Origin of the sequence: Streptomyces sp. H27-D2 (genome assembly GCF_035828615.1) — a bacterium.
GTDB lineage: Bacteria > Actinomycetota > Actinomycetes > Streptomycetales > Streptomycetaceae > Streptomyces.
This window is the reverse complement of sequence record NZ_JAYMZR010000003.1, coordinates 1-17,304: the sequence shown is the minus strand read 5'-3', so window position 1 is coordinate 17,304 and position 17,304 is coordinate 1. Positions and strand designations below refer to the sequence as shown.

Here is a 17,304-nt window from a genome sequence, read left to right as displayed (position 1 = left end):
TGAAATTGCCTGCGCTTTACCTCGGCCCTGTGCTGCGCGGCACACCGCCCCTACGGTTGAGAACGTGCGCAACATCTCCCTGGAACAAGCGATGGCAGAAAGGCGCTTGACCCAGCCCGAGTTAGCCGAGCTGGTCAACGCGGAGATCCGGAACCTCACCGGAGCCGACGGCCGCGTGTGCGATCGCGTCGTGCGCCAATGGCTCGCAGGCAAGGTCAACTGGCCGCAGGAGCGCCAGCGTCGAGCACTGGAAGCGGTGTTCGAGCGCAGCGCCGTTCACCTCGGCTTCACCCCACGCAGCAGCTCGGCACGACAACTGGAGGAAGCACCCGTGCGCCGCCGCGCATTTCTGACTTCCGCAGCCGCCGCGACGGCCGCCATAACCACACCTGCCGCAGCGAACTCCACCTCACGAGGCCGAATCGGTGGCAGCGACATCGGTCGGCTGAATGAGAAGTTCGCCGCGATCATCGCCGCCGACCACCTTCACGGTGGCCGTCTGGCCACCGAGACCCGCGCGCTCGCCCTGGCGGACGAAGCCCTCAGGCTCCAAGAACAGGGCTTCACCAGCCAGCGCATCCGCAACGACCTCTACGGGTGCGCCGCCGCCTTCACCTCGTCCGCCATGTGGGCGGCCATCGACGGCCGCCGCTTCGAGGCCGCCCAAGTCCACTTGGACCGCGCGTCCAGCCTCGCCACGATGTCCGGCGACCACGCCATCCATTTCCGCATCTGGTCCCACGCCGGCAGCCTTTACCGGCACCTGCGACGCCCCTCCGACGCCCTGGCCGCCAACGACGTGGCACGGCGCACGGTCATCACCCGGCGAGACCCGCTGTTCGCCTCCCTCGGCCACGCCCGGCACGCCGCCATTCTCGGTTTGACCGGCGACAAGTCCGCTGTCCAACGCTCCCTCGAACGGGCGCGGCATGCCTTCGAGAGCGCCGCACCCGATCCGACCCGGCCGGTGTGGCTGACCGCCTTCTACGACCGGGCTGAGCTGGAGAGCCTGTCCGTCGCCGCCCACCTCGCACTCGGCGACTACGCCCAGGCCGAGGCGCACGCCCACCGCAGCCTCGGACTGCTCATGCCCGAACTGCACCGCACCCGCGCCATCACACACGCTCGTCTGGCACTCGCCCAGCTCGGCCAAGGCGATCTTGAGCCCGCGATCTCCACGGCCATGGCCATCCCCGCCGACACAGCCACACGGCACGTACGCGTCGCGGGAATGCTCCACGACCTCGGCCGCAGACTCCACACCGTCGCCCCCGGCAGCAATCCCACCCATACCTGGGACGCGTACGTTCACGACACTCTGAGGACCGGCACATGACCGTTGAGCTCCGCTCCATAACCATCCTCGCCCCGGTACGGCAGACCATCATCGACCTGTACGCCGAAGTGCGCGCCGAACTGCTCCACCTCCCGAACTACCGGATCGACGCGTTCAGCGAACGGCTCAATCGGCACAGCGGCGAGTCCGGCTGGCAAGCGGTGATCGGCTACGACGACGGCACACCCGTCGGCTACGCCTACGCCAATACCGTCGAGCCCGGTGACCGATGGTGGAAGCGCATGGACCCGCCCGCCCCCGAGCAGTACTCCCGTACAGCCGCCGTCGCACTGAAAGAGATCATGGTCCGCGTTCCGTGGCGGGGAACCGGGACCGCCCGGCGCATCCACGATGAGCTGCTGTGCGACCGCGCCGAACCGTACGTGTCGCTCCTGGTCAACCCGGAGGCCGGGGACGGCAAGGTGCGCGCACTGTACGAGTCATGGGGCTACCGGCAGATAAGCCGGCAGCAGCCGTCCCCCGGCTCCCCCGTCCTCGCCGCCATGGTCCGCGACCGGCAGTAGGCTGACGCCCGCTGAGGGAGATGCCGGGGGTGACGGGCGGTTCGTCGCGACGCACAGATATGGAACGCCGAAGGCCCCACTGCCAGCGGCAGTGGGGCCTTCAACTCGCGACGACTGACTCCGGTCACGGCTGACAACCTGTTGTAGAAGCGCGACAGTACGGGTGAGCAGTGCCGGGCGGTGGCCCGGCAGATACTGAAGCAACCAGGAGCCTCGATAGAACGTCTGTACGGACAGCTATACCTACGATTGCCACCGCCCTCACCCCGCCAATACGTCAGCTGCTCGGATTTACCTGGTCCCAGACCCGGGCCTGCGCCTTCGCCGGTGCTCTGCTCGCGGGCGTGGCGGTGTCGGGGTTGCTGCCGAAGCTGCCCGTAGCCCGGTACGACCTGCTTCTCTGCTACGGCGTGCTGCTGACGTTGTTCTTCTGGCTACGCGGGTGGGAGAGCGGACGGGACATCGCCGTCATCGCCGGATGCCACGTCATCGGCTTGGCTTTCGAGCTCGTGAAGGTCTCGCTCGGTTCCTGGATCTATCCAGAGCCCGCCGTGCTGAAATTCGCAGGGGTGCCGCTGTACGGCGGGTTCCTCTACGCGGCTGTCGGCAGTTATGTCTGCCGGACCTGGCGTCTGCTCAACCTGGAACTGTTCCAGTACCGCACCCGGGCCATGGCGGTCCTGGCCGCCTTGATCTATGTCAACTTCTTCAGCCATCACTGGCTGCCCGACGCGCGGTGGGTTCTGGCGGGGCTGCTTCTGGTGGTGACCGCGGGAACATGGGTGTGTTTCACGGTGGCGGGGGCCCGACGGCGGATGCCTCTGGCGCTGTCCTTCGCCCTGATCGGGCTTCTTCCTGTGGGTCGCGGAGAACGTGGCCACCTACGTCGGCGCCTGGCGCTACCCCTACCAGCTCCACGGCTGGCAGCCGGTCGCCCTGGACAAGTTCGGCGCCTGGTCTCTGCTGATCAGTGTCACCTTCGTATTGGCAGCGACCATCCGATCCCGCACTCCTTCGGCGTGCGGCCCGCGATAGCGACTGCGCCCCGGCTGCGGCGGCCGACCGCCAGCGGCATCCAGCGCCCGCTCGACTCGGTAGCGCAGTGCCGCGGCGACGCCCGGACCGTCCAGCACCTGAGCCCAACCACGCCGTCACGCTGGCCGCCGAGTCCGCCCGGATCGCGGCCGAAACCGGCTCGGCCCGCCACCGCAAAGAGCTGGACGCGTTGCGTGCGGGCATGGGCAAGTGGAAGAACGACAAGATCGGGGCACAGTTCGAGCAGGCCCTGCGACCGATCACCGCATGATCCCCCCGAAGGAGAACCGCGTGTCCACGACCCCGCTGAACGATGCCGACCTCACCAAGGCCCTGGCCGACCTGCCCGGCTGGACGGTGAAGGACGGCGACCTGAACGCGTCGTTCAAGGCCGCCCGGGCAGATCTGCCCGGCCTGTACGCGGCCGTGGCCGCCGCCGAGGACGACGCGAACCACCACGCCGGCATCACCATCCTGTACGGCACGGTCAGCTTCGCCCTGAACACCCACGACGCCGACGGCGCGATCACCGAGAAGGACACCGCTCTCGCCGCCCGCATCTCCGCTCTGGCCACCGAGCACCGGGCGCGACCGGCGGACTGACCTCGGCGGCAGGTGACACCGGCAGTAGAGCAGGCGGACTTCCGTAAAGACGGTGGAGCCGGGACGGCGGATCTGCCAGCTCGTGGACCCGTTCGGCACCATCTTCGGACTCGACGGCCCCTGAACTCGGAGTCACCTGATGCACCACTGGCTGTAGGGTCCGCGACTGTGTGAGCAATTCCGCGTGATCACGAGCACTGTTCGAGCAAATCCGCGGTTCGGTGAGCAATGGCTGGCGTAAGGGAAGCCAATAGGGTGTTCACTGAGGTGATCAGTACTGTCGTGAGGGGCCCATGGACGCTGAACCCGCCGAGCCAGAAAAGGTAGCCGCGAAGGCTGGCACTGCCGTTGCTACAGCGCAGGTCATGATGCCGAGTCCCAGCGTCGCGATCACTGCAGAGGTGGCCAAGGCGGTCGCGGAGGCCCCTGAAGAGCCTGGGAACCTCACCAGGCTCATACTCACTCCCCTGGGAAACCGGCCCTACAAGGCCACCGAGGTCGTACCTGCCTGGTGGCGGCTGAGGAGCACCCACGACAGCGTCTCCGGCCTGTTCGACACGCTTCATCTAGTCCGCCGGACCCGCGCGGCGCAAAACAACAAGACGACTCGCGGGCGCCTGCACTCCGACGCCCAAGATCTCCTACGCGCCGCCATCGTGTTCACTTCCGCCGGCCTGGACGCCACGGTCCAGGCGCTGATTCACCGCTCAGTGCCTGTGCTGATCGCCCAACCAGGTAACCCCAGGCTCAAGTACGAGACCTTCATCGACCAGCAAACCAACGCACCGAATGTGGGGGAGGAGTTCCTGGCGGCGCTCAAGGAGCAGGACCCGAGTGCTGCTCTGCTCGACCTCTACGTCGTGAGCAAGACGAAAGCGAGCTTCCAAGGCAGCAGTGACCTCCGTAATCGCGCTGGCGCTTCGCTGGGCATTACCAACCAGCAGATCCCGAAGGCGCGGTTTACCGCCCTCGATAGCTTCTTCACTGCCAGGAACGATGTTGCGCACCGGCTCGACATGGAGAACGTCAGTCTGAGCACCACCAAGCCACTGACAAAGATCCGTGCTCAACAGGATGTACTTCAGATGTGCGACCAGGCCCTCCTCCTAGTCCGCGAACTGATCAAGGAGACGGCAGTGAACCTAGCTGCCTGCCGCTGAACACCTGCTCCCCCCGAAGGCCCCAGGAACACGAGCCAAGCTCCAGGACAGCGTTCTTGCCCCGGAGGCAGCTTGACCGCTGCGGGCGGGTTGCTCATGATCCCGCGACGGACTCCGTCGTCGGCAGTGTTCACCCATTCGGATGCCGCAGGTCAGAGGCTCGCGAGTGCTTACGAACCCGCGGACCTTACACGAGGTCTAGGATCCGCGACTTCGTTAGCAATGAAGGAAGTTCATGGTCTCGCCAAGGTGCGCATCACCTGCTGGACTGACAAGGGCTGCCAGGGTGCTGGCGCCACGGTCCGTGTCCCCCACCGCTGCCGGTGGGAGACCGTTCCACAGGCTGGCAGGCCGTTTCCCGTCGTGCTCTCTGTACGAACGACGGCGGGGCACCCTCAGATCGGCGCCCGTCCGCGATCGGTAGTCATCCGCCCAGCAACGCAGTGGGGTCTGACAGCCCGTCGAGACCGAACCCTCCGCTGTTCAGCAGGCCGCGGTGCAGCGGCGGTGTCCGCAGCCCAGCCGCTGCCGCTTGTCGGCGATCTTGTCGAAGAGGGCCTTGTCCAAAGGCTTTCCGCCGACCAGCCGGCCGAACACGCGCCGGTATATGCACAGGATGTCCTCGGCCTGCCAAGGGGGGAGCTGCTGGAAGGGCTTCGGTAGCTCGCCGAGTGTGACGGTCTTCTTGCCGTGCCCGCTGCGGCAGCCGAGATAACGGAACCCGCTATCGGTGCCGGAGCGCAGCCACACCTCCTCCGGATCGACTCCGAGATGCCAGGCCAGCATCAACGCGGCGTCGTACCGCAGCAACGGCATCGGCTTGAGGACACTCGCCTTCCTAGCGCCGGTCTTTCTGACGGCGCCAGCCTTCCTGACGGCCTCAGCGGCCTCCTCCACAACGGCGTGGACGCCATGGAAGGAAAGGCCCTTGTACAACTTCTCAGTAGAATCTGCGAGTTCGTCGGCGAACGTAGCGAGAGAGGCGGCGCGGCGGTCCCGGTCCCGGCCCTGGTCCTCCTCGACCCAGGATTCGGCGTGGGCGTGGCGCTGGCCGTCGTGGCGGAGCAGCAGTCCGGCCGAGCGGGCGGCGTCCTCCAGTGTGAGGGCCCGATAGTGCTTGCAGTCCTTCTTCTCGCAGGGCAGGAAGACGCGGGCGTAGTGCTCGACAGCGACCGTGAGGCCGGCGATTCCTGCGTCGGTGTCGAATATCTTGTTGTAGCCGCGATTCTGCTCGTGCACGCGGGCTCCCCCTCGCATCTCGTGCCGCGCCGGGAACGAGCCTATAGCGGTGCCGAGTTGGAACGGCTCCGGACTGTCCCATAGGCACCGCTCCGAGGCCACTACGCATCGTGACTGCCGCGACCAGCTCGGCGGACGGCTCTGCTCATGACCGACCGGCACGGCGGTGCTCAGCAGGCGCGGATTCTCACGTTTCCGCAAGACACAGTGCTCACGGAACCGCGGAACCTACACTGGCCGATATCCACGCTGGAACTCACCACCCCGGACCTGACACTCCGCCTCCCCTCGGACAGTGAACTCGACGCGCTGGCACAGGTGGCCGCCGAGGGCGTCCTCCCGGACGGGGTGGTGAACTTCCCTCAGCCGTGGGCGTCAGGGCCACCGCCGGAGCGTGCCCGGAACGTCGTTCAGAACCACTGGTGGGCGCGGGGGGACTGGGACCGCGACAACTGGCGGCTACTGCTCGCGGTCTTCCACGGCAACCAAGTCATCGGACAGCAGAACCTTTCCGCCCGTGACTTCGCCACGACCGGTGAGTCGCGCACGGGCTTCTGGCTGGGCCAGCGCTTCCAAGGCCGGGGATACGGGACCCAGATGCGCGCCGCCGCACTGGCCCTCGCTTTCGACGGGCTCAGCGCCGCTCGCGTCACGTCCACTGCTTTCGCCCACAACTCGGCCTCTCGCGCCGTCTCTCGCAAGTTCGGCTACCGGCCCAACGGAGTGCGCCGCATCGCCGTGGGTGGCCGAGCCATCGACGCGCACGAGGAAGTCATCGAGAAAGCCGATTGGCCGAGCCACTCCAAGCTCGCGCCCGTCGAGATCGCGGGCCTGTCCGCCTGCCTGACATGCTTCCGCTGACCGGCCCCTGCTTTGCCGGTGCCGGCACAGGTGATCACCGTCACCTCCGCCGCGCGGCAACAGCCGGCGCCCCATCGTTGCTGGGGCACCGGGCCATCGGCGATGTGCTCCAGCTTGACCGTCCGGCCCCTTTCGCTCGGGGAGACGGGTCGGCCGGCACGGGTTGGCGGTGATGTATCCCCGGCCGATGGCGAACTCCATGACGGGCGAGATGCCCCCCGTGCCCTCGCGGGGCGCCCACGGCATGAAAAAAGCCTCCCACCTGCGTGTTTACGCAGATGGGAGGCTTATAACATGGGGTGGTGGAGATGGCGGGAATCGAACCCGCGTCCAACGGTGCAGAACCAGGGCTTCTCCGAGCGCAGACTGCTTCGCTTTTCTCGGCCCCGGCAGTCACGCAGACAAGCTGCCGACGGGCCCAGTCACTGTTTGATTTCCCACTGACCCCCGTGACCGGGTCCAGTGGTTTAGTTCTCTAGATTATGCCAGGGTCCAGGTCGAGAACGGTCCTGGGCTGACACTCCGCAGAGTCGCTGTCTGATAAATCAGGCAGCGAGGGCGAAGGAATCGCGCTTGGTGTTGGCGATTGTTTTTTGCGACATATGGTTTACGAGATCATTGCCGCTTCCTCGGCTCGCTTCCCCTGCCTCGACATCCGCTGTCGAAACCGATCATCCCCATGTTGATTTTTCAAAGCACGCACAAGGCCGGAGCCCCGCGGTACTGATCCCATCGTACGCGACCGGCCCCCGTAGAAGCCAGGCGATTAGGAGCGCTGCCGGCGGCGGACCGCCGAGATCACCCGATCCGACTCGCGCCGGTCCTGCTTCTCGCGCAGCGTCTGGCGCTTGTCGTACTCCTTCTTGCCCTTGGCCAGTGCCAGTTCGACCTTGGCGCGGCCGTCCTTGAAGTAGAGCTGGAGCGGGACCAGGGTGTGGCCGCTCTCCTGGGTCTTGTGGATGAGCTTCTCGATCTCCTCGCGGTGCAGCAGCAGCTTGCGCTTGCGACGCGCCGAGTGGTTCGTCCAGGTCCCCTGGGTGTACTCGGGGATGTGCACGTTGTGCAGCCACGCCTCGCCGCCGTCGAGCTGCGCGAAGCCGTCCACCAGGGACGCCCGGCCCTGCCGCAGCGACTTCACCTCGGTGCCGGTCAGCACCAGGCCGCACTCGTACGTGTCCAGGATGTTGTAGTCGTGGTGCGCCTTTTTGTTCTGCGCGATCAGCTTGCGACCTGTCTCTTTAGCCATAGTGCTGCCATTTTCGCACTACACCCCGCCCCCGAGGCCACTCAATACTGTCCGGGCCTTCTTCTCGGTGCTCCGGGCGTCGCCGGAGACGGCCAGGTCGGGGACGATGCCGCGGGTGTCGACGCCGCGGCCGGCCGGGGTGCGGTAGTGGCCGACGGTCAGTTCGGCCACCGAGCCGTCCGGCAGCTCGCTCGGCATCTGCACCGAGCCCTTGCCGAACGTCCGCGAGCCGACCACGACCGTGCGGCCCCGGTCCTGGAGGGCGCCGGTCAGCAGCTCGGCGGCGCTCATCGTGCCGCCGTCCACCAGGACGACCAGCGGGGTGCGGGTGTCGCCGCCCGGCTTCGCGTAGAGCGCGCGCTGGTCGCCGCGTACGTCGTAGGTGGCCACCAGGCCGCCGTCCAGGAACGCGGAGGCGGCGGTGACCGCCTCGGTGACCAGGCCGCCGGAGTTGCCGCGCAGGTCGAGCAGCAGGCCGCCCGCGCGGGGGGCCGCCCGCACCGCGCGTCTGACCTGCTCGCCGGAGCCCTTGGTGAACGCGGTGACCTTGATCCGGGTCGGGCGCGCCCCGGAGCGGGCGGTGCCGGACGACGCGCCGGCCCGGTCGACGGTGACGGTCTCCTTCGCGAGCCGGGCCCGCTGGAGCGTCCGGGTCCACTTGCGGTCGCCGCGCTGGAGGCCCAGCACCACGGGGGTGCCCGCCGCCGCGCCCGCGCTGTCCCCGGCGGGCGCGTCGCCGCGCAGCCCGGCGGTCACCTCGGTGACGGGGCGGCCCGTGACGCGCTTGTCGTCGATGCTGCGGAGCCGGTCGTCCGCGTGCAGGCCGGCCTTCGCGGCGGGGCTGCCGGGCTGCACCCGGGCCACCTCGATCAGGCCGCCCTCGGTGCGCCGCACCCACAGCCCGACGCCGACGTACTCGCCGTCGAGCGTCTGCTGGAAGCCCTCGTACTCACGGGCGCTGTAGACCGCGCCCCAGCGGTCCCCACTGCGGCTGACCACGTCCTCGGCGGCCTCGGAGGCGGACTTGCCGTCCTCCATGGCCGCGACGGCCGCGGCTTCCAACTCGGCGCTGCCGGCGACCGCGCGGGCCGGAATCCGGACTTCTTTCCGGCCGCCCTGGCCGTCCTGGCGGTATTCGGCCCAGGAATTCGCGGCGGCGCCCGTGGCCAGCACGCTCGCGAACACCAATGTCAGGGCCGCCCCGCGGCGCGTGCGGCGGGGCCTGACGAACAACCGGGGGCCCGACATGCCGGTGAGTCTAGGCCAGAAACAAGCGCCGTACGGAGCCTTGGCCGTACGGCGCCCTTGGCATGAGTCACACCTTGAGGTACTTGCGCAACGCGAAGAACGCGGCAAGCGCGGGCATCAGCAGACCGATCGCGAGGACCAGTGGCAGCTTCGCCGCGACCGTGTCCCAGCCGACGAAATTGATCATCGAGATCTTGTCGTGCAGCCAGTTGTCGACCAGGAAGTACTTGCCGCCGATGAGCATCACGCAGGCCAGCCCCGCGCCGATGAGCCCAGCGATCGCGGCCTCCAGGATGAACGGCATCTGGATGTAGAAACTCGACGCGCCCACCAGCCGCATGATGCCGGTCTCCCGCCGTCGGCTGAACGCCGACACCCGGACCGTGTTGACGATCAACGCCAGCGCCACCACCAGCATCAGCGCCATCACGCACAGCGCCGCGATGTTCATCCCGTTGAGCAAGTTGAACAGCGGCTCGACGGTGTCCCGTTGGTCCTGCACCTCCTGGACTCCCGGCCGGCTGGAGAAGGCGCTCTTGATGACCTCGTACTTGGTCGGGTCCTGGAGCTTCACCCGGAAGGACTCCGGCAGCTGATCCGGCGTCACGAAGGTGGCGACGGGCGTGTCGCCGAACTGCTCCTTGTAGTGCTTGTACGCCTGGTCGCTCGACTCGTAGTCGACGTTCTGGACCAGGTCCATCTTGTCCAGGTCGGCTTTGATCTCCTGCTTCTGCTCGGCGGTGACCGCACCCTTCGCGCAGTTGGGGTCGCTCTCCGCGTCGTTCTTGTTGCACAGGAAGACGGAGACGTTGACCTTGTCGTACCAGTAGCCCTTCATCGTGCTCACCTGGTCACGCATGAGCAGCGACCCTCCGAAGAGGGCGAGCGAGAGGGCGACGGAGACGACGACCGCGAAGGTCATCGTGAGATTACGGCGGAGACCGACGCCGATCTCCGACAGGACGAACTGGGCGCGCATGGCGTCCTTTCAGCTGGGGTGCCTTTCAGCGGTGGATACGGCTGCGGGGACCGGGCCGGGAATCACCGGGAGCACCGGGATTCAACGGCCCTGGTCGCTAGTGCTGGTAGCCGTACACACCACGCGACTGGTCGCGAACCAGCCGGCCCTTTTCGAGCTCGATGACGCGCTTGCGCATCTGGTCGACGATCTGCTGGTCGTGCGTCGCCATGACCACCGTCGTGCCGGTCCGGTTGATCCGGTCCAGCAGCTTCATGATGCCGACCGAGGTCTGCGGGTCGAGGTTGCCGGTCGGCTCGTCCGCGATCAGCAGCATCGGGCGGTTGACGAACGCCCGCGCGATGGCGACGCGCTGCTGTTCACCGCCGGACAACTCACCGGGCATCCGCTCCTCCTTGCCACCGAGACCGACCAGGTCGAGGACCTCGGGGACGGTCTTGCGGATGGCGCCGCGCGGCTTGCCGATCACTTCGAGCGCGAAGGCGACGTTCTGCGCCACGGTCTTGTTCGGTAGCAGCCGGAAGTCCTGGAACACGGTGCCCACCTGGCGCCGCATCTGCGGCACCTTCCAGTTGGACAGCCGCGCGAGGTCCTTGCCGAGCACGTGGACCGCGCCGTGGCTGGTCCGCTCCTCCCTCAGGAGCAGCCGCAGGAACGTCGACTTGCCGGACCCCGAGGAGCCCACCAGGAAGACGAACTCGCCGCGCTCGATCTCGAGCGAGACGTCCCTGAGTGCGGGACGGTTCTGCTTGGGGTAGGTCTTGGAGACGTTGTCGAATCGGATCACTGGTGCACCACGGTCGACTTGTATGGGAGTACGGGACGCCGCGGCTGCGGCTCCCATTGATGTGCGTGACCCTACGCGAATCGTGGATGGACCCGCAGTCGGCCTCCTCGGTTGGTGCGTTTATTCACGGCCTCATCGTGGACAAACTGACGACAAACCGGCCTTTGGCCTCTTGTGCGCGGCCCGCGAACATGCGGGGCGCGCCGAATCGGGCGGAAGCTGGCACAGTGGTATGGGGAACCGAAGTGTTCCGCTGGGCGTTCGGCACAGTGGGGACAGCCGGTTCCGCCGCGCGGGAGAGGAGAGCGCATGACGTACGACCGACTCGTGTGCGCCAACTGCGCCGGGCTCGTGAGCGAAGGCCGCTGTGCGGTCTGCCGGGCCAGCAGGCAGCGCATGGCGCGTGAGGAAGGGCCCTTCGCCGGGCTGACGCCGACGGCGCTCATCGCGCTGCTCCTGGCATTGATCACGGTAGCGGTCGTGGCGCACGGCATCGCCTAGCGTGTATCGCCCAGCCTGTTCCGCGCCCTTCGACCGGCGCGGCCATCGACCGGCGGCGTGAGCGCAGAGCATCCGCCGCAGAACATCCGCAGGACAGCTGAAGGGCCCGGAGCACACTGCGCTCCGGGCCCTTCACTGTGCGTGTACTGCTACTGCCAGCCTGACGATCAGGCTATGTTGCCGCCGTTGTTGCGGCTGATCAGACGGGGCATGAACCGGAATCCGATGCCACCGGCGATCATCGTCGCCGCACCGATCAGCAGGAACGAGGTCTCGGAAGCGCCGGTCTCGGCCAGCTCCTCCTTGGCCTTGCCCTGCTCCACCGGCTTGTTGCCGGCGCTGTCGGTGTCGGTGTTGTCCTCGCAGTCGGCGCCGTCGAGGTCCACCGTGCAGGTGCCCGCGTCGTCGCCGCCGTCGGTGCCGGCGCCGCCGGTGGCGGTTCCGTTGTCAGCGGGCTTGCCCGGCGTCGTCGGGTCGAGGCTCGGCTCTGCGGGGACGCTCGGGTCCGTGGGGTCAGTCGGGTCCGTGGGGTCCGTGGGAGGAATGGTGGGAGGAATGGTGGGAGGAATGGTGGGAGGAATGGTGGGCGGGTCCGTGGGCGGGACGGTGGGCGGGTCCGTCGGCTCCGTGGGCGGGTCCGTGGGCGGGTCCGTCGGGAGGCTCGTCGAGTCGTCCGTCGGGGGGGCCGTCGGGAGCTCCGTCGAGTCGTCGTCCGGGTCGCCCACGTCCGCCTGGACGTTCAGCCCGTCCTTGTCGACGTCCGCCTGAACCGCGGCCACGCCGAGGTCGACCCCGATGCCGGCCGCCTGAGCGGCGCCCGCCGCGGTGAGCGACGCACCGGCCGCGATAACCGCGCCGGCCGCTATGCGCGCAATGCGCAGCCGCGTCTTCTTCGTCATATGTGTGGTACCCCCAGTAGCTGTACTCGTGTAAGGAGCAGCTGTGCATGGGGCGGAAGCCGGGGGGCTGTGGCCGATCCCCGTTCACACACGCCCCAGACATAGCATGCCGCTCGACACCTTTCCCATGTTTCGGATCACCGTCAAGGTCATTCCGCGCACAATGCCTGCTATGCGGCCACTTGACCGCCGTATGGGAGTGTGAATGTGACATAAAAAAGCAACTACCACTCAAGAAGCGGTAGTTGCTTTTCGCTCTTCACCAACTGCGGAAGTACCCCTCAGCAATAACGGGATACGAGTCGCCAACGGCGGGGAACCGGCCGGACGGTTAGCGCTCGCGCTGCTTGCGCCAGCGGATGCCCGCTTCCAGGAAACCGTCGATCTCGCCGTCGAGGACGCCCTGCGGGTTGCCGACCTCGAAGTCCGTACGGAGGTCCTTGACCATCTGGTACGGGGCCAGGACGTACGAACGCATCTGGTTGCCCCAGGAGTTGCCGCCGTCGCCCTTGAGCGCGTCCATCTTGGCCTGGTCCTCCTGGCGGCGGCGCGCGAGCAGCTTCGCCTGGAGGACGTTCAGCGCGGACGCCTTGTTCTGGATCTGCGAGCGCTCGTTCTGACACGAGACGACGATGCCGGACGGCAGGTGGGTCAGCCGCACCGCGGAGTCGGTGGTGTTGACGCCCTGGCCGCCGGGGCCCGAGGAGCGGTACACGTCGATCCGCAGCTCGGACTCGTCGATCTCGACGTGGTCGGTCTTCTCGACGACCGGCAGCACCTCGACGCCCGCGAAAGACGTCTGGCGGCGGCCCTGGTTGTCGAAGGGCGAGATGCGCACGAGGCGGTGGGTGCCCTGCTCGACGGAGAGGGTTCCGTAGGCGTACGGCACCTGGACGGCGAAGGTGGTCGACTTGATGCCGGCCTCCTCCGCGTACGAGGTCTCGTAGATCTCCGTCTTGTAGCCGTGCCGCTCGGCCCAGCGCAGGTACATCCGCTGGAGCTGCTCGGCGAAGTCCGCGGCGTCGACGCCGCCCGCCTCGGCCCGGATGTTGACGAGCGCCTCGCGGGCGTCGTACTCACCGGAGAGGAGGGTGCGGACCTCCATCTCCTCCAGCGACTTGCGGACCGAGATCAGCTCGGCCTCGGCCTCGGCCAGTGCCTCCGCGTCGTCCTCGCCCTCGGCGAGCTCGAAGAGCACCGAGAGGTCGTCGATCCGGCTGCGCAGCGCTTCGGTCTTGCGCAGTTCGGCCTGGAGGTGCGAAAGCTTGCTGGTGATCTTCTGCGCGGCCTCCGGGTCGTCCCAGAGGGACGGCGCCGCGGCCTGCTCCTCAAGCGCGGCGACATCGGTCCTCATCCTGCCCAGGTCGAGGACCGCCTCGATCGACCCCATGGTGGAGGAGAGGGACTTCAGCTCTTCGGATACATCAACGACTGCCACAGGACCAGCCTAACGGCTGAGGCAAGCGGGATCGCTCGCGCGGGGCGGCCGTCCGGCCCGGATGGGGGTGGACGGGCTGGTCCTGGGGGCCGGGGCGGGGCCCGGGGGCCGACCAGGGTGCGAGCCGGGCTGGGGCCCGGGGCGAGAGCTGGGGCTGATCCGGCCCAGAGGCGCCGGGCCAGGGAGGGACTGCTCCTCGGGTGCCGGGCCGGCCCCTCCTCGACGCCGCATCCCCTCCAGGAAGGCCGCTCCTCGGGCCGGTCCGGGCCTGTGCCGCTTACGGTGCCGGCAGCCGGCCGCCGGATCAGTAGGCGCCTGCCCGTGCCGCTTACGGCCGCCGGATCAGTAGCGCCGGGCCGTGCCGGCAGCGCCGACAGGCCGGTCAGCGCGTTCCCGGCCGGTCCGGGGAGGAGTAGCGGCCGTCCAGCGGGCCCGCGCCCGCGTTGTCGCTCTCGTTGACCGCGAGCCAGCTGCCGACGCCGGCGACCGCGGCCAGGGCCACCGCCGCCACGCCCAGCTTGAGGCGGCGACGGCGGACGGCCTCCGCGCCCGAGCGGTGCCGGGCGGAGCCGGCCCGGCGCTCGCCGGTGGCGCGGGGGGCGCGGGCGGTGCCGTGTGCGCCGCCCGCGAGGCGCGCGTCAACATCTGTCTCGGATACACATCGGACGCTGCCGACGAGAGGGGATGTGTAGATCTCATGCTGGTGTGCGTCTCACGGTTCGAGTCCGGGACCGCGCCGGGGACCAGCGGGACCGCGCCGCGCTGCGGCTCGTCGTGCGCCGAGGGGTGGTGCGGGTCGTCGTACGCGCCGGGGGCGTGCTCCTGGTCGTACTCGCCGTTCGAGGAGCCGTCGGGCTCGTCGATGTCCAGCGCCGGGTAGCCGGCCAGGCCGGGCAGCAGCTCGCGCAGCCGCGCGGCCAGCTCGACGGCTCGCAGCCGGGATGCAGGGGCCTTCGCGAGGCACTGGATGAGGGGCTGCCACAGCTCGTCGGAGATGCCGGGCAGCGGCGCGACGGTCTCGGTGACGTGCCGCCGCAGCACCGCGCCCGGGTGCCCGCCGCCGAACGGCGTGAAGCCCGCCAGCAGCTCGTAGAGCACGGTGGCGAGGGCGTAGATGTCGACGGAGGCACGCGGCGGCAGGCCCTCGATGATCTCGGGGGCGAGGTAGTCGGGGGTGCCGATGATCCTTCGCGACACCGACGAGCCGGGCTGCGGCGCCCCGGACGCCGCCGCTGCGCCGTTGGCCGCCGTGCCCGAGGCCGCGCGCGGCGGGCGGGCGCGGCTGGGGGCGTCGACGAGGCGGGCGATGCCGAAGTCGGTGAGCAGCGCGGGGTGTGCTCCGCCGGGGCCGACCGGGCCTTCCATGTCCAGCAGGATGTTCTCCGGCTTGACGTCGCGGTGCACGATCCCGGCGGCGTGCGCCGCCGCGAGGGCGTCGGCCATGTCGGCGGCGACGGCGACGGCCGCCTCAGGGGTGAGGCGGCGCTCGCGGTCGAGCCGGGTGCGCAGGTCCGTGCCGCGCACGAGGTCCATGACGAGCGCGAGGTCGTTGCCGTCGACGACGAGGTCGTGCACCCCCACGACGTGCGGGTGGTCGAGGCTGAGCAGGGCGGTGCGCTCCTGGACGAACCGGCCGACGAGTTCCTGGTCGGAGGCGAGGTCCTCGCGCAGCAGCTTGATGGCGACCGGTCCCTCGGGGCCGTCGCCGAGCCACACCGTGCCGGCGGAACCGCGCCCCAGAACCTGGTGGGCGGTGTACCGGCTGCCGATCTTCCGTGCCAAGACTGCTCCGGTTTGTCCGACGGTGAGGTGCCCCGGCAGGGGCTGGTCTTGGCGACAAAGCTACGCGGATGACGGCGCGTTGGTGGCCCGGGTGGCGGTGAGTGTCACTTCTGGGGCAGAAAACACCCTTCAGGTGTCGACAAATCCCCTGAGTCCGTCAACCGCCACCCGTTTCAGGGCGTTTTGTACCGTGCTGATCGAACAGGGTTCTAGCTCGAACCGTTCAGGTCCGAGACCCACTTCTTGGCGTCGGAGACCCAGTCGGTCGTCGCGTCCCAGAAGCTCTTGCCGTCGGCGACCCATTCCTGCAACGGGGTCAGCTCCCAGATCAGCCAGCAGGCCACGACCAGCAGGATGATCGTGAACAGGCAGCCCTTGAGACAGCCCAGACCGGGGATGCGCATCGGGCTGGAGCTGCGGCGCGGCTCGCGGCGGGCCGGGGGCTCGGGGGCCGGCGGCTGCGGCGGGGTGTACCGCTGCGCCTGGCGCTGCTCGCGACGGCCGCCCTGCTGCCGACCCGACGGCGGACCCTGCTGGCCGGGCGGCGGGCCCTGCTGGCCGTGCTGCCCCTGCTGGTTCGGCTGCCCCTGCTGCCCGTACGGCTGCTGCTGGGGCGGCGGCGGGGCCTGCCGCTGCGGGCGGCGGCGCAGCGGGTCCTCGCTCGGGTCGAGGTACTGGACCTGGGTCGCGTCGTTGCGGTCGCGCGCGGCGCGCAGCTGGTTCTGCCAGGGGTGCGGGTCGGCGGGATTCTGACCGGGCTGACCGGGCGGGCCGCCCGGGACCGGCGGCATGACCTGGGTCGGGTCGGCGTTGGGGCCGCCGCCCGGACCGCCGCCCAGTCCGGCGCTCGGGCTTCCGACCGGGGGCAGCACGCTGGTCGCCGCGGCCGGGTCGTAGGAGCCCGCGTTGGAGGGCAGCACCTGGGTGGGCTCGGCGGCTCCGACCGGGCCGCCGCCGCTTCCGGTGCCGGGGACCGCGGCGGGCGTCGGGTCGGGGGCCAGCAGCGCGGCGACGCCGAACGCGGCCTCCGCCTGCGCCGGCGAGGCGTGCACGCCGACCCCGGACGCGACGGTGCGCAGCGCGCGGGCGAGGTTCTCGGCGCTGGGCCGGTCCTCGGGCTTCTTGCGCAGGCAGCGCTCTATGACCGTCCACAGCGGTTCGGGGACGGTGGTGGGGCGGCGCGGCTCCTCGCTGAGGTGCCGGTGCAGCACTTCGAGCGCCGAGTCGCCGGCGAACGGCGGACGGCCGGTGACCAGCTCGTACAGCAGGATGCCGGCGCCGTAGACGTCCACGGCGGAGGTCTGCGGGCGGCCCTCGGCGGACTCCGGCGCGATATACGAGGGCGTGCCGACGAATTCATGGGCGCGGGTCAGGCCGGGTGAGTCGGCCAGCCGCGCGATGCCGAAGTCGGTCAGCATCGGGTGCATCAGCTCGCCGCCGCTGCCGTCGGACACGGTGGCCAGCAGCACGTTGGCGGGCTTGAGGTCGCGGTGCACGACGCCGTCGGCGTGGCTGGCCGCGAGGGCGTCGGCGATGCCCGCGGTGAGCAGGGACGCGGCGACGGGCGAGAACGGCCCGTTCTCGCGCAGATAGCGGTGCAGGTCGGGACCGTCGATCAGGTCCATGACCAGGGCGAGGAGATCCCCCTCGACCACGAGGTCACGGG

General features: G+C 69.1%; 15 protein-coding genes, 1 other RNA gene and 2 pseudogenes. 8 read left to right on the top strand and 10 right to left on the bottom strand.

The window, feature by feature from the left end:
* Positions 1-64: 64 nt before the first annotated feature.
* The 6 genes and pseudogenes from QMK28_RS01740 (at position 65) to QMK28_RS01715 (ending at position 4,658) form a co-directional block, all read left to right on the top strand.
* Positions 65-1,336: an XRE family transcriptional regulator gene (locus QMK28_RS01740; RefSeq protein ID WP_326435147.1), complete on the top strand. Its 1,272-nt coding sequence runs from the start codon at positions 65-67 to the stop codon at positions 1,334-1,336.
* A complete protein-coding gene (locus tag QMK28_RS01735) occupies positions 1,333-1,860 on the top strand; it encodes a GNAT family N-acetyltransferase (RefSeq protein ID WP_326435145.1) in 528 nt (175 codons plus the stop codon). The genes QMK28_RS01740 and QMK28_RS01735 overlap by 4 nt, the downstream gene beginning before the upstream one ends.
* A 272-nt stretch (positions 1,861-2,132) precedes the next feature.
* Positions 2,133-2,895: pseudogene (locus QMK28_RS01730) on the top strand (DUF817 domain-containing protein).
* A 67-nt stretch (positions 2,896-2,962) separates the two neighbouring features.
* Positions 2,963-3,166, top strand: coding sequence for a hypothetical protein (locus tag QMK28_RS01725; protein WP_326435144.1), 204 nt, complete (start codon positions 2,963-2,965; stop codon positions 3,164-3,166).
* Positions 3,167-3,186: 20 nt separating this feature from the next.
* Positions 3,187-3,498, top strand: a complete 312-nt coding sequence (locus QMK28_RS01720; RefSeq protein ID WP_326435143.1) for a 4a-hydroxytetrahydrobiopterin dehydratase — start codon at positions 3,187-3,189, stop codon at positions 3,496-3,498.
* A 293-nt stretch (positions 3,499-3,791) separates the two neighbouring features.
* Complete coding sequence (locus QMK28_RS01715) at positions 3,792-4,658, top strand: hypothetical protein (RefSeq protein ID WP_326435142.1); 867 nt, start codon at positions 3,792-3,794, stop codon at positions 4,656-4,658.
* 483 nt (positions 4,659-5,141) lie between these two features.
* On the opposite strand, the gene QMK28_RS01705 is transcribed toward QMK28_RS01715, so the two are convergent.
* Positions 5,142-5,897, bottom strand: coding sequence for a hypothetical protein (locus QMK28_RS01705; RefSeq protein WP_326435141.1), 756 nt, complete (start codon positions 5,895-5,897; stop codon positions 5,142-5,144).
* Between the two features lie 207 nt (positions 5,898-6,104).
* On the opposite strand from QMK28_RS01705, the gene QMK28_RS01700 reads away from it, so the two are divergent.
* Positions 6,105-6,758: a GNAT family N-acetyltransferase gene (locus QMK28_RS01700; RefSeq protein ID WP_326435140.1), complete on the top strand. Its 654-nt coding sequence runs from the start codon at positions 6,105-6,107 to the stop codon at positions 6,756-6,758.
* 300 nt (positions 6,759-7,058) lie between these two features.
* Here the strand turns inward: QMK28_RS01700 and ssrA are convergent.
* The 5 genes from ssrA to ftsE form a co-directional block, all read right to left on the bottom strand.
* Positions 7,059-7,437, bottom strand: a transfer-messenger RNA (tmRNA) gene (gene ssrA, locus QMK28_RS01695).
* Positions 7,438-7,524: 87 nt separating this feature from the next.
* Positions 7,525-8,004: an SsrA-binding protein SmpB gene (gene smpB / locus QMK28_RS01690; protein ID WP_326435139.1), complete on the bottom strand. Its 480-nt coding sequence runs from the start codon at positions 8,002-8,004 to the stop codon at positions 7,525-7,527.
* 18 nt (positions 8,005-8,022) lie between these two features.
* Entirely contained in the window at positions 8,023-9,252 is a 1,230-nt protein-coding gene (locus QMK28_RS01685) for a S41 family peptidase (protein WP_326435138.1), read from the bottom strand.
* Between the two features lie 67 nt (positions 9,253-9,319).
* The gene (gene ftsX / locus QMK28_RS01680; RefSeq protein ID WP_326435137.1) at positions 9,320-10,231 is read right to left on the bottom strand and encodes a permease-like cell division protein FtsX; all 912 of its coding nucleotides are present in this window, start codon (positions 10,229-10,231) and stop codon (positions 9,320-9,322) included.
* Positions 10,232-10,328: 97 nt separating this feature from the next.
* Positions 10,329-11,018, bottom strand: coding sequence for a cell division ATP-binding protein FtsE (gene ftsE / locus QMK28_RS01675; protein ID WP_326435136.1), 690 nt, complete (start codon positions 11,016-11,018; stop codon positions 10,329-10,331).
* A gap of 309 nt (positions 11,019-11,327) precedes the next feature.
* Between ftsE and QMK28_RS01670 the strand changes: the two genes are divergently transcribed.
* On the top strand, positions 11,328-11,519 hold the full coding sequence (locus QMK28_RS01670; RefSeq protein WP_326435135.1) for a hypothetical protein: 192 nt from the start codon (positions 11,328-11,330) through the stop codon (positions 11,517-11,519).
* Positions 11,520-11,686: 167 nt separating this feature from the next.
* Here QMK28_RS01670 and QMK28_RS01665 read toward each other — a convergent pair whose 3' ends face one another.
* The 4 genes and pseudogenes from QMK28_RS01665 to QMK28_RS01650 all read right to left on the bottom strand — a co-directional run.
* A complete protein-coding gene (locus QMK28_RS01665) occupies positions 11,687-12,418 on the bottom strand; it encodes an LPXTG cell wall anchor domain-containing protein (RefSeq protein WP_326435134.1) in 732 nt (243 codons plus the stop codon).
* 331 nt (positions 12,419-12,749) lie between these two features.
* Positions 12,750-13,856, bottom strand: a complete 1,107-nt coding sequence (gene prfB, locus QMK28_RS01660) for a peptide chain release factor 2 (RefSeq protein WP_326435133.1) — start codon at positions 13,854-13,856, stop codon at positions 12,750-12,752.
* A gap of 382 nt (positions 13,857-14,238) precedes the next feature.
* Positions 14,239-15,638, bottom strand: a pseudogene (locus QMK28_RS01655) (serine/threonine-protein kinase).
* A 209-nt stretch (positions 15,639-15,847) separates the two neighbouring features.
* On the bottom strand, positions 15,848-17,304 hold a 1,457-nt coding region (locus tag QMK28_RS01650), incomplete at its 5' end, for a serine/threonine-protein kinase (RefSeq protein WP_326435132.1).

Bases quoted from the DNA above. Each gene is read 5' to 3' on its own strand.
- QMK28_RS01685 (WP_326435138.1), bottom strand. From the start codon at position 9,252: ATGTCGGGCCCCCGGTTGTTCGTCAGGCCCCGCCGCACGCGCCGCGGG.
- QMK28_RS01715 (WP_326435142.1), top strand. From the start codon at position 3,792: ATGGACGCTGAACCCGCCGAGCCAGAAAAGGTAGCCGCGAAGGCTGGC.
- QMK28_RS01735 (WP_326435145.1), top strand. From the start codon at position 1,333: ATGACCGTTGAGCTCCGCTCCATAACCATCCTCGCCCCGGTACGGCAG.
- QMK28_RS01670 (WP_326435135.1), top strand. From the start codon at position 11,328: ATGACGTACGACCGACTCGTGTGCGCCAACTGCGCCGGGCTCGTGAGC.
- smpB (WP_326435139.1), bottom strand. From the start codon at position 8,004: ATGGCTAAAGAGACAGGTCGCAAGCTGATCGCGCAGAACAAAAAGGCG.
- QMK28_RS01665 (WP_326435134.1), bottom strand. From the start codon at position 12,418: ATGACGAAGAAGACGCGGCTGCGCATTGCGCGCATAGCGGCCGGCGCG.
- ftsX (WP_326435137.1), bottom strand. From the start codon at position 10,231: ATGCGCGCCCAGTTCGTCCTGTCGGAGATCGGCGTCGGTCTCCGCCGT.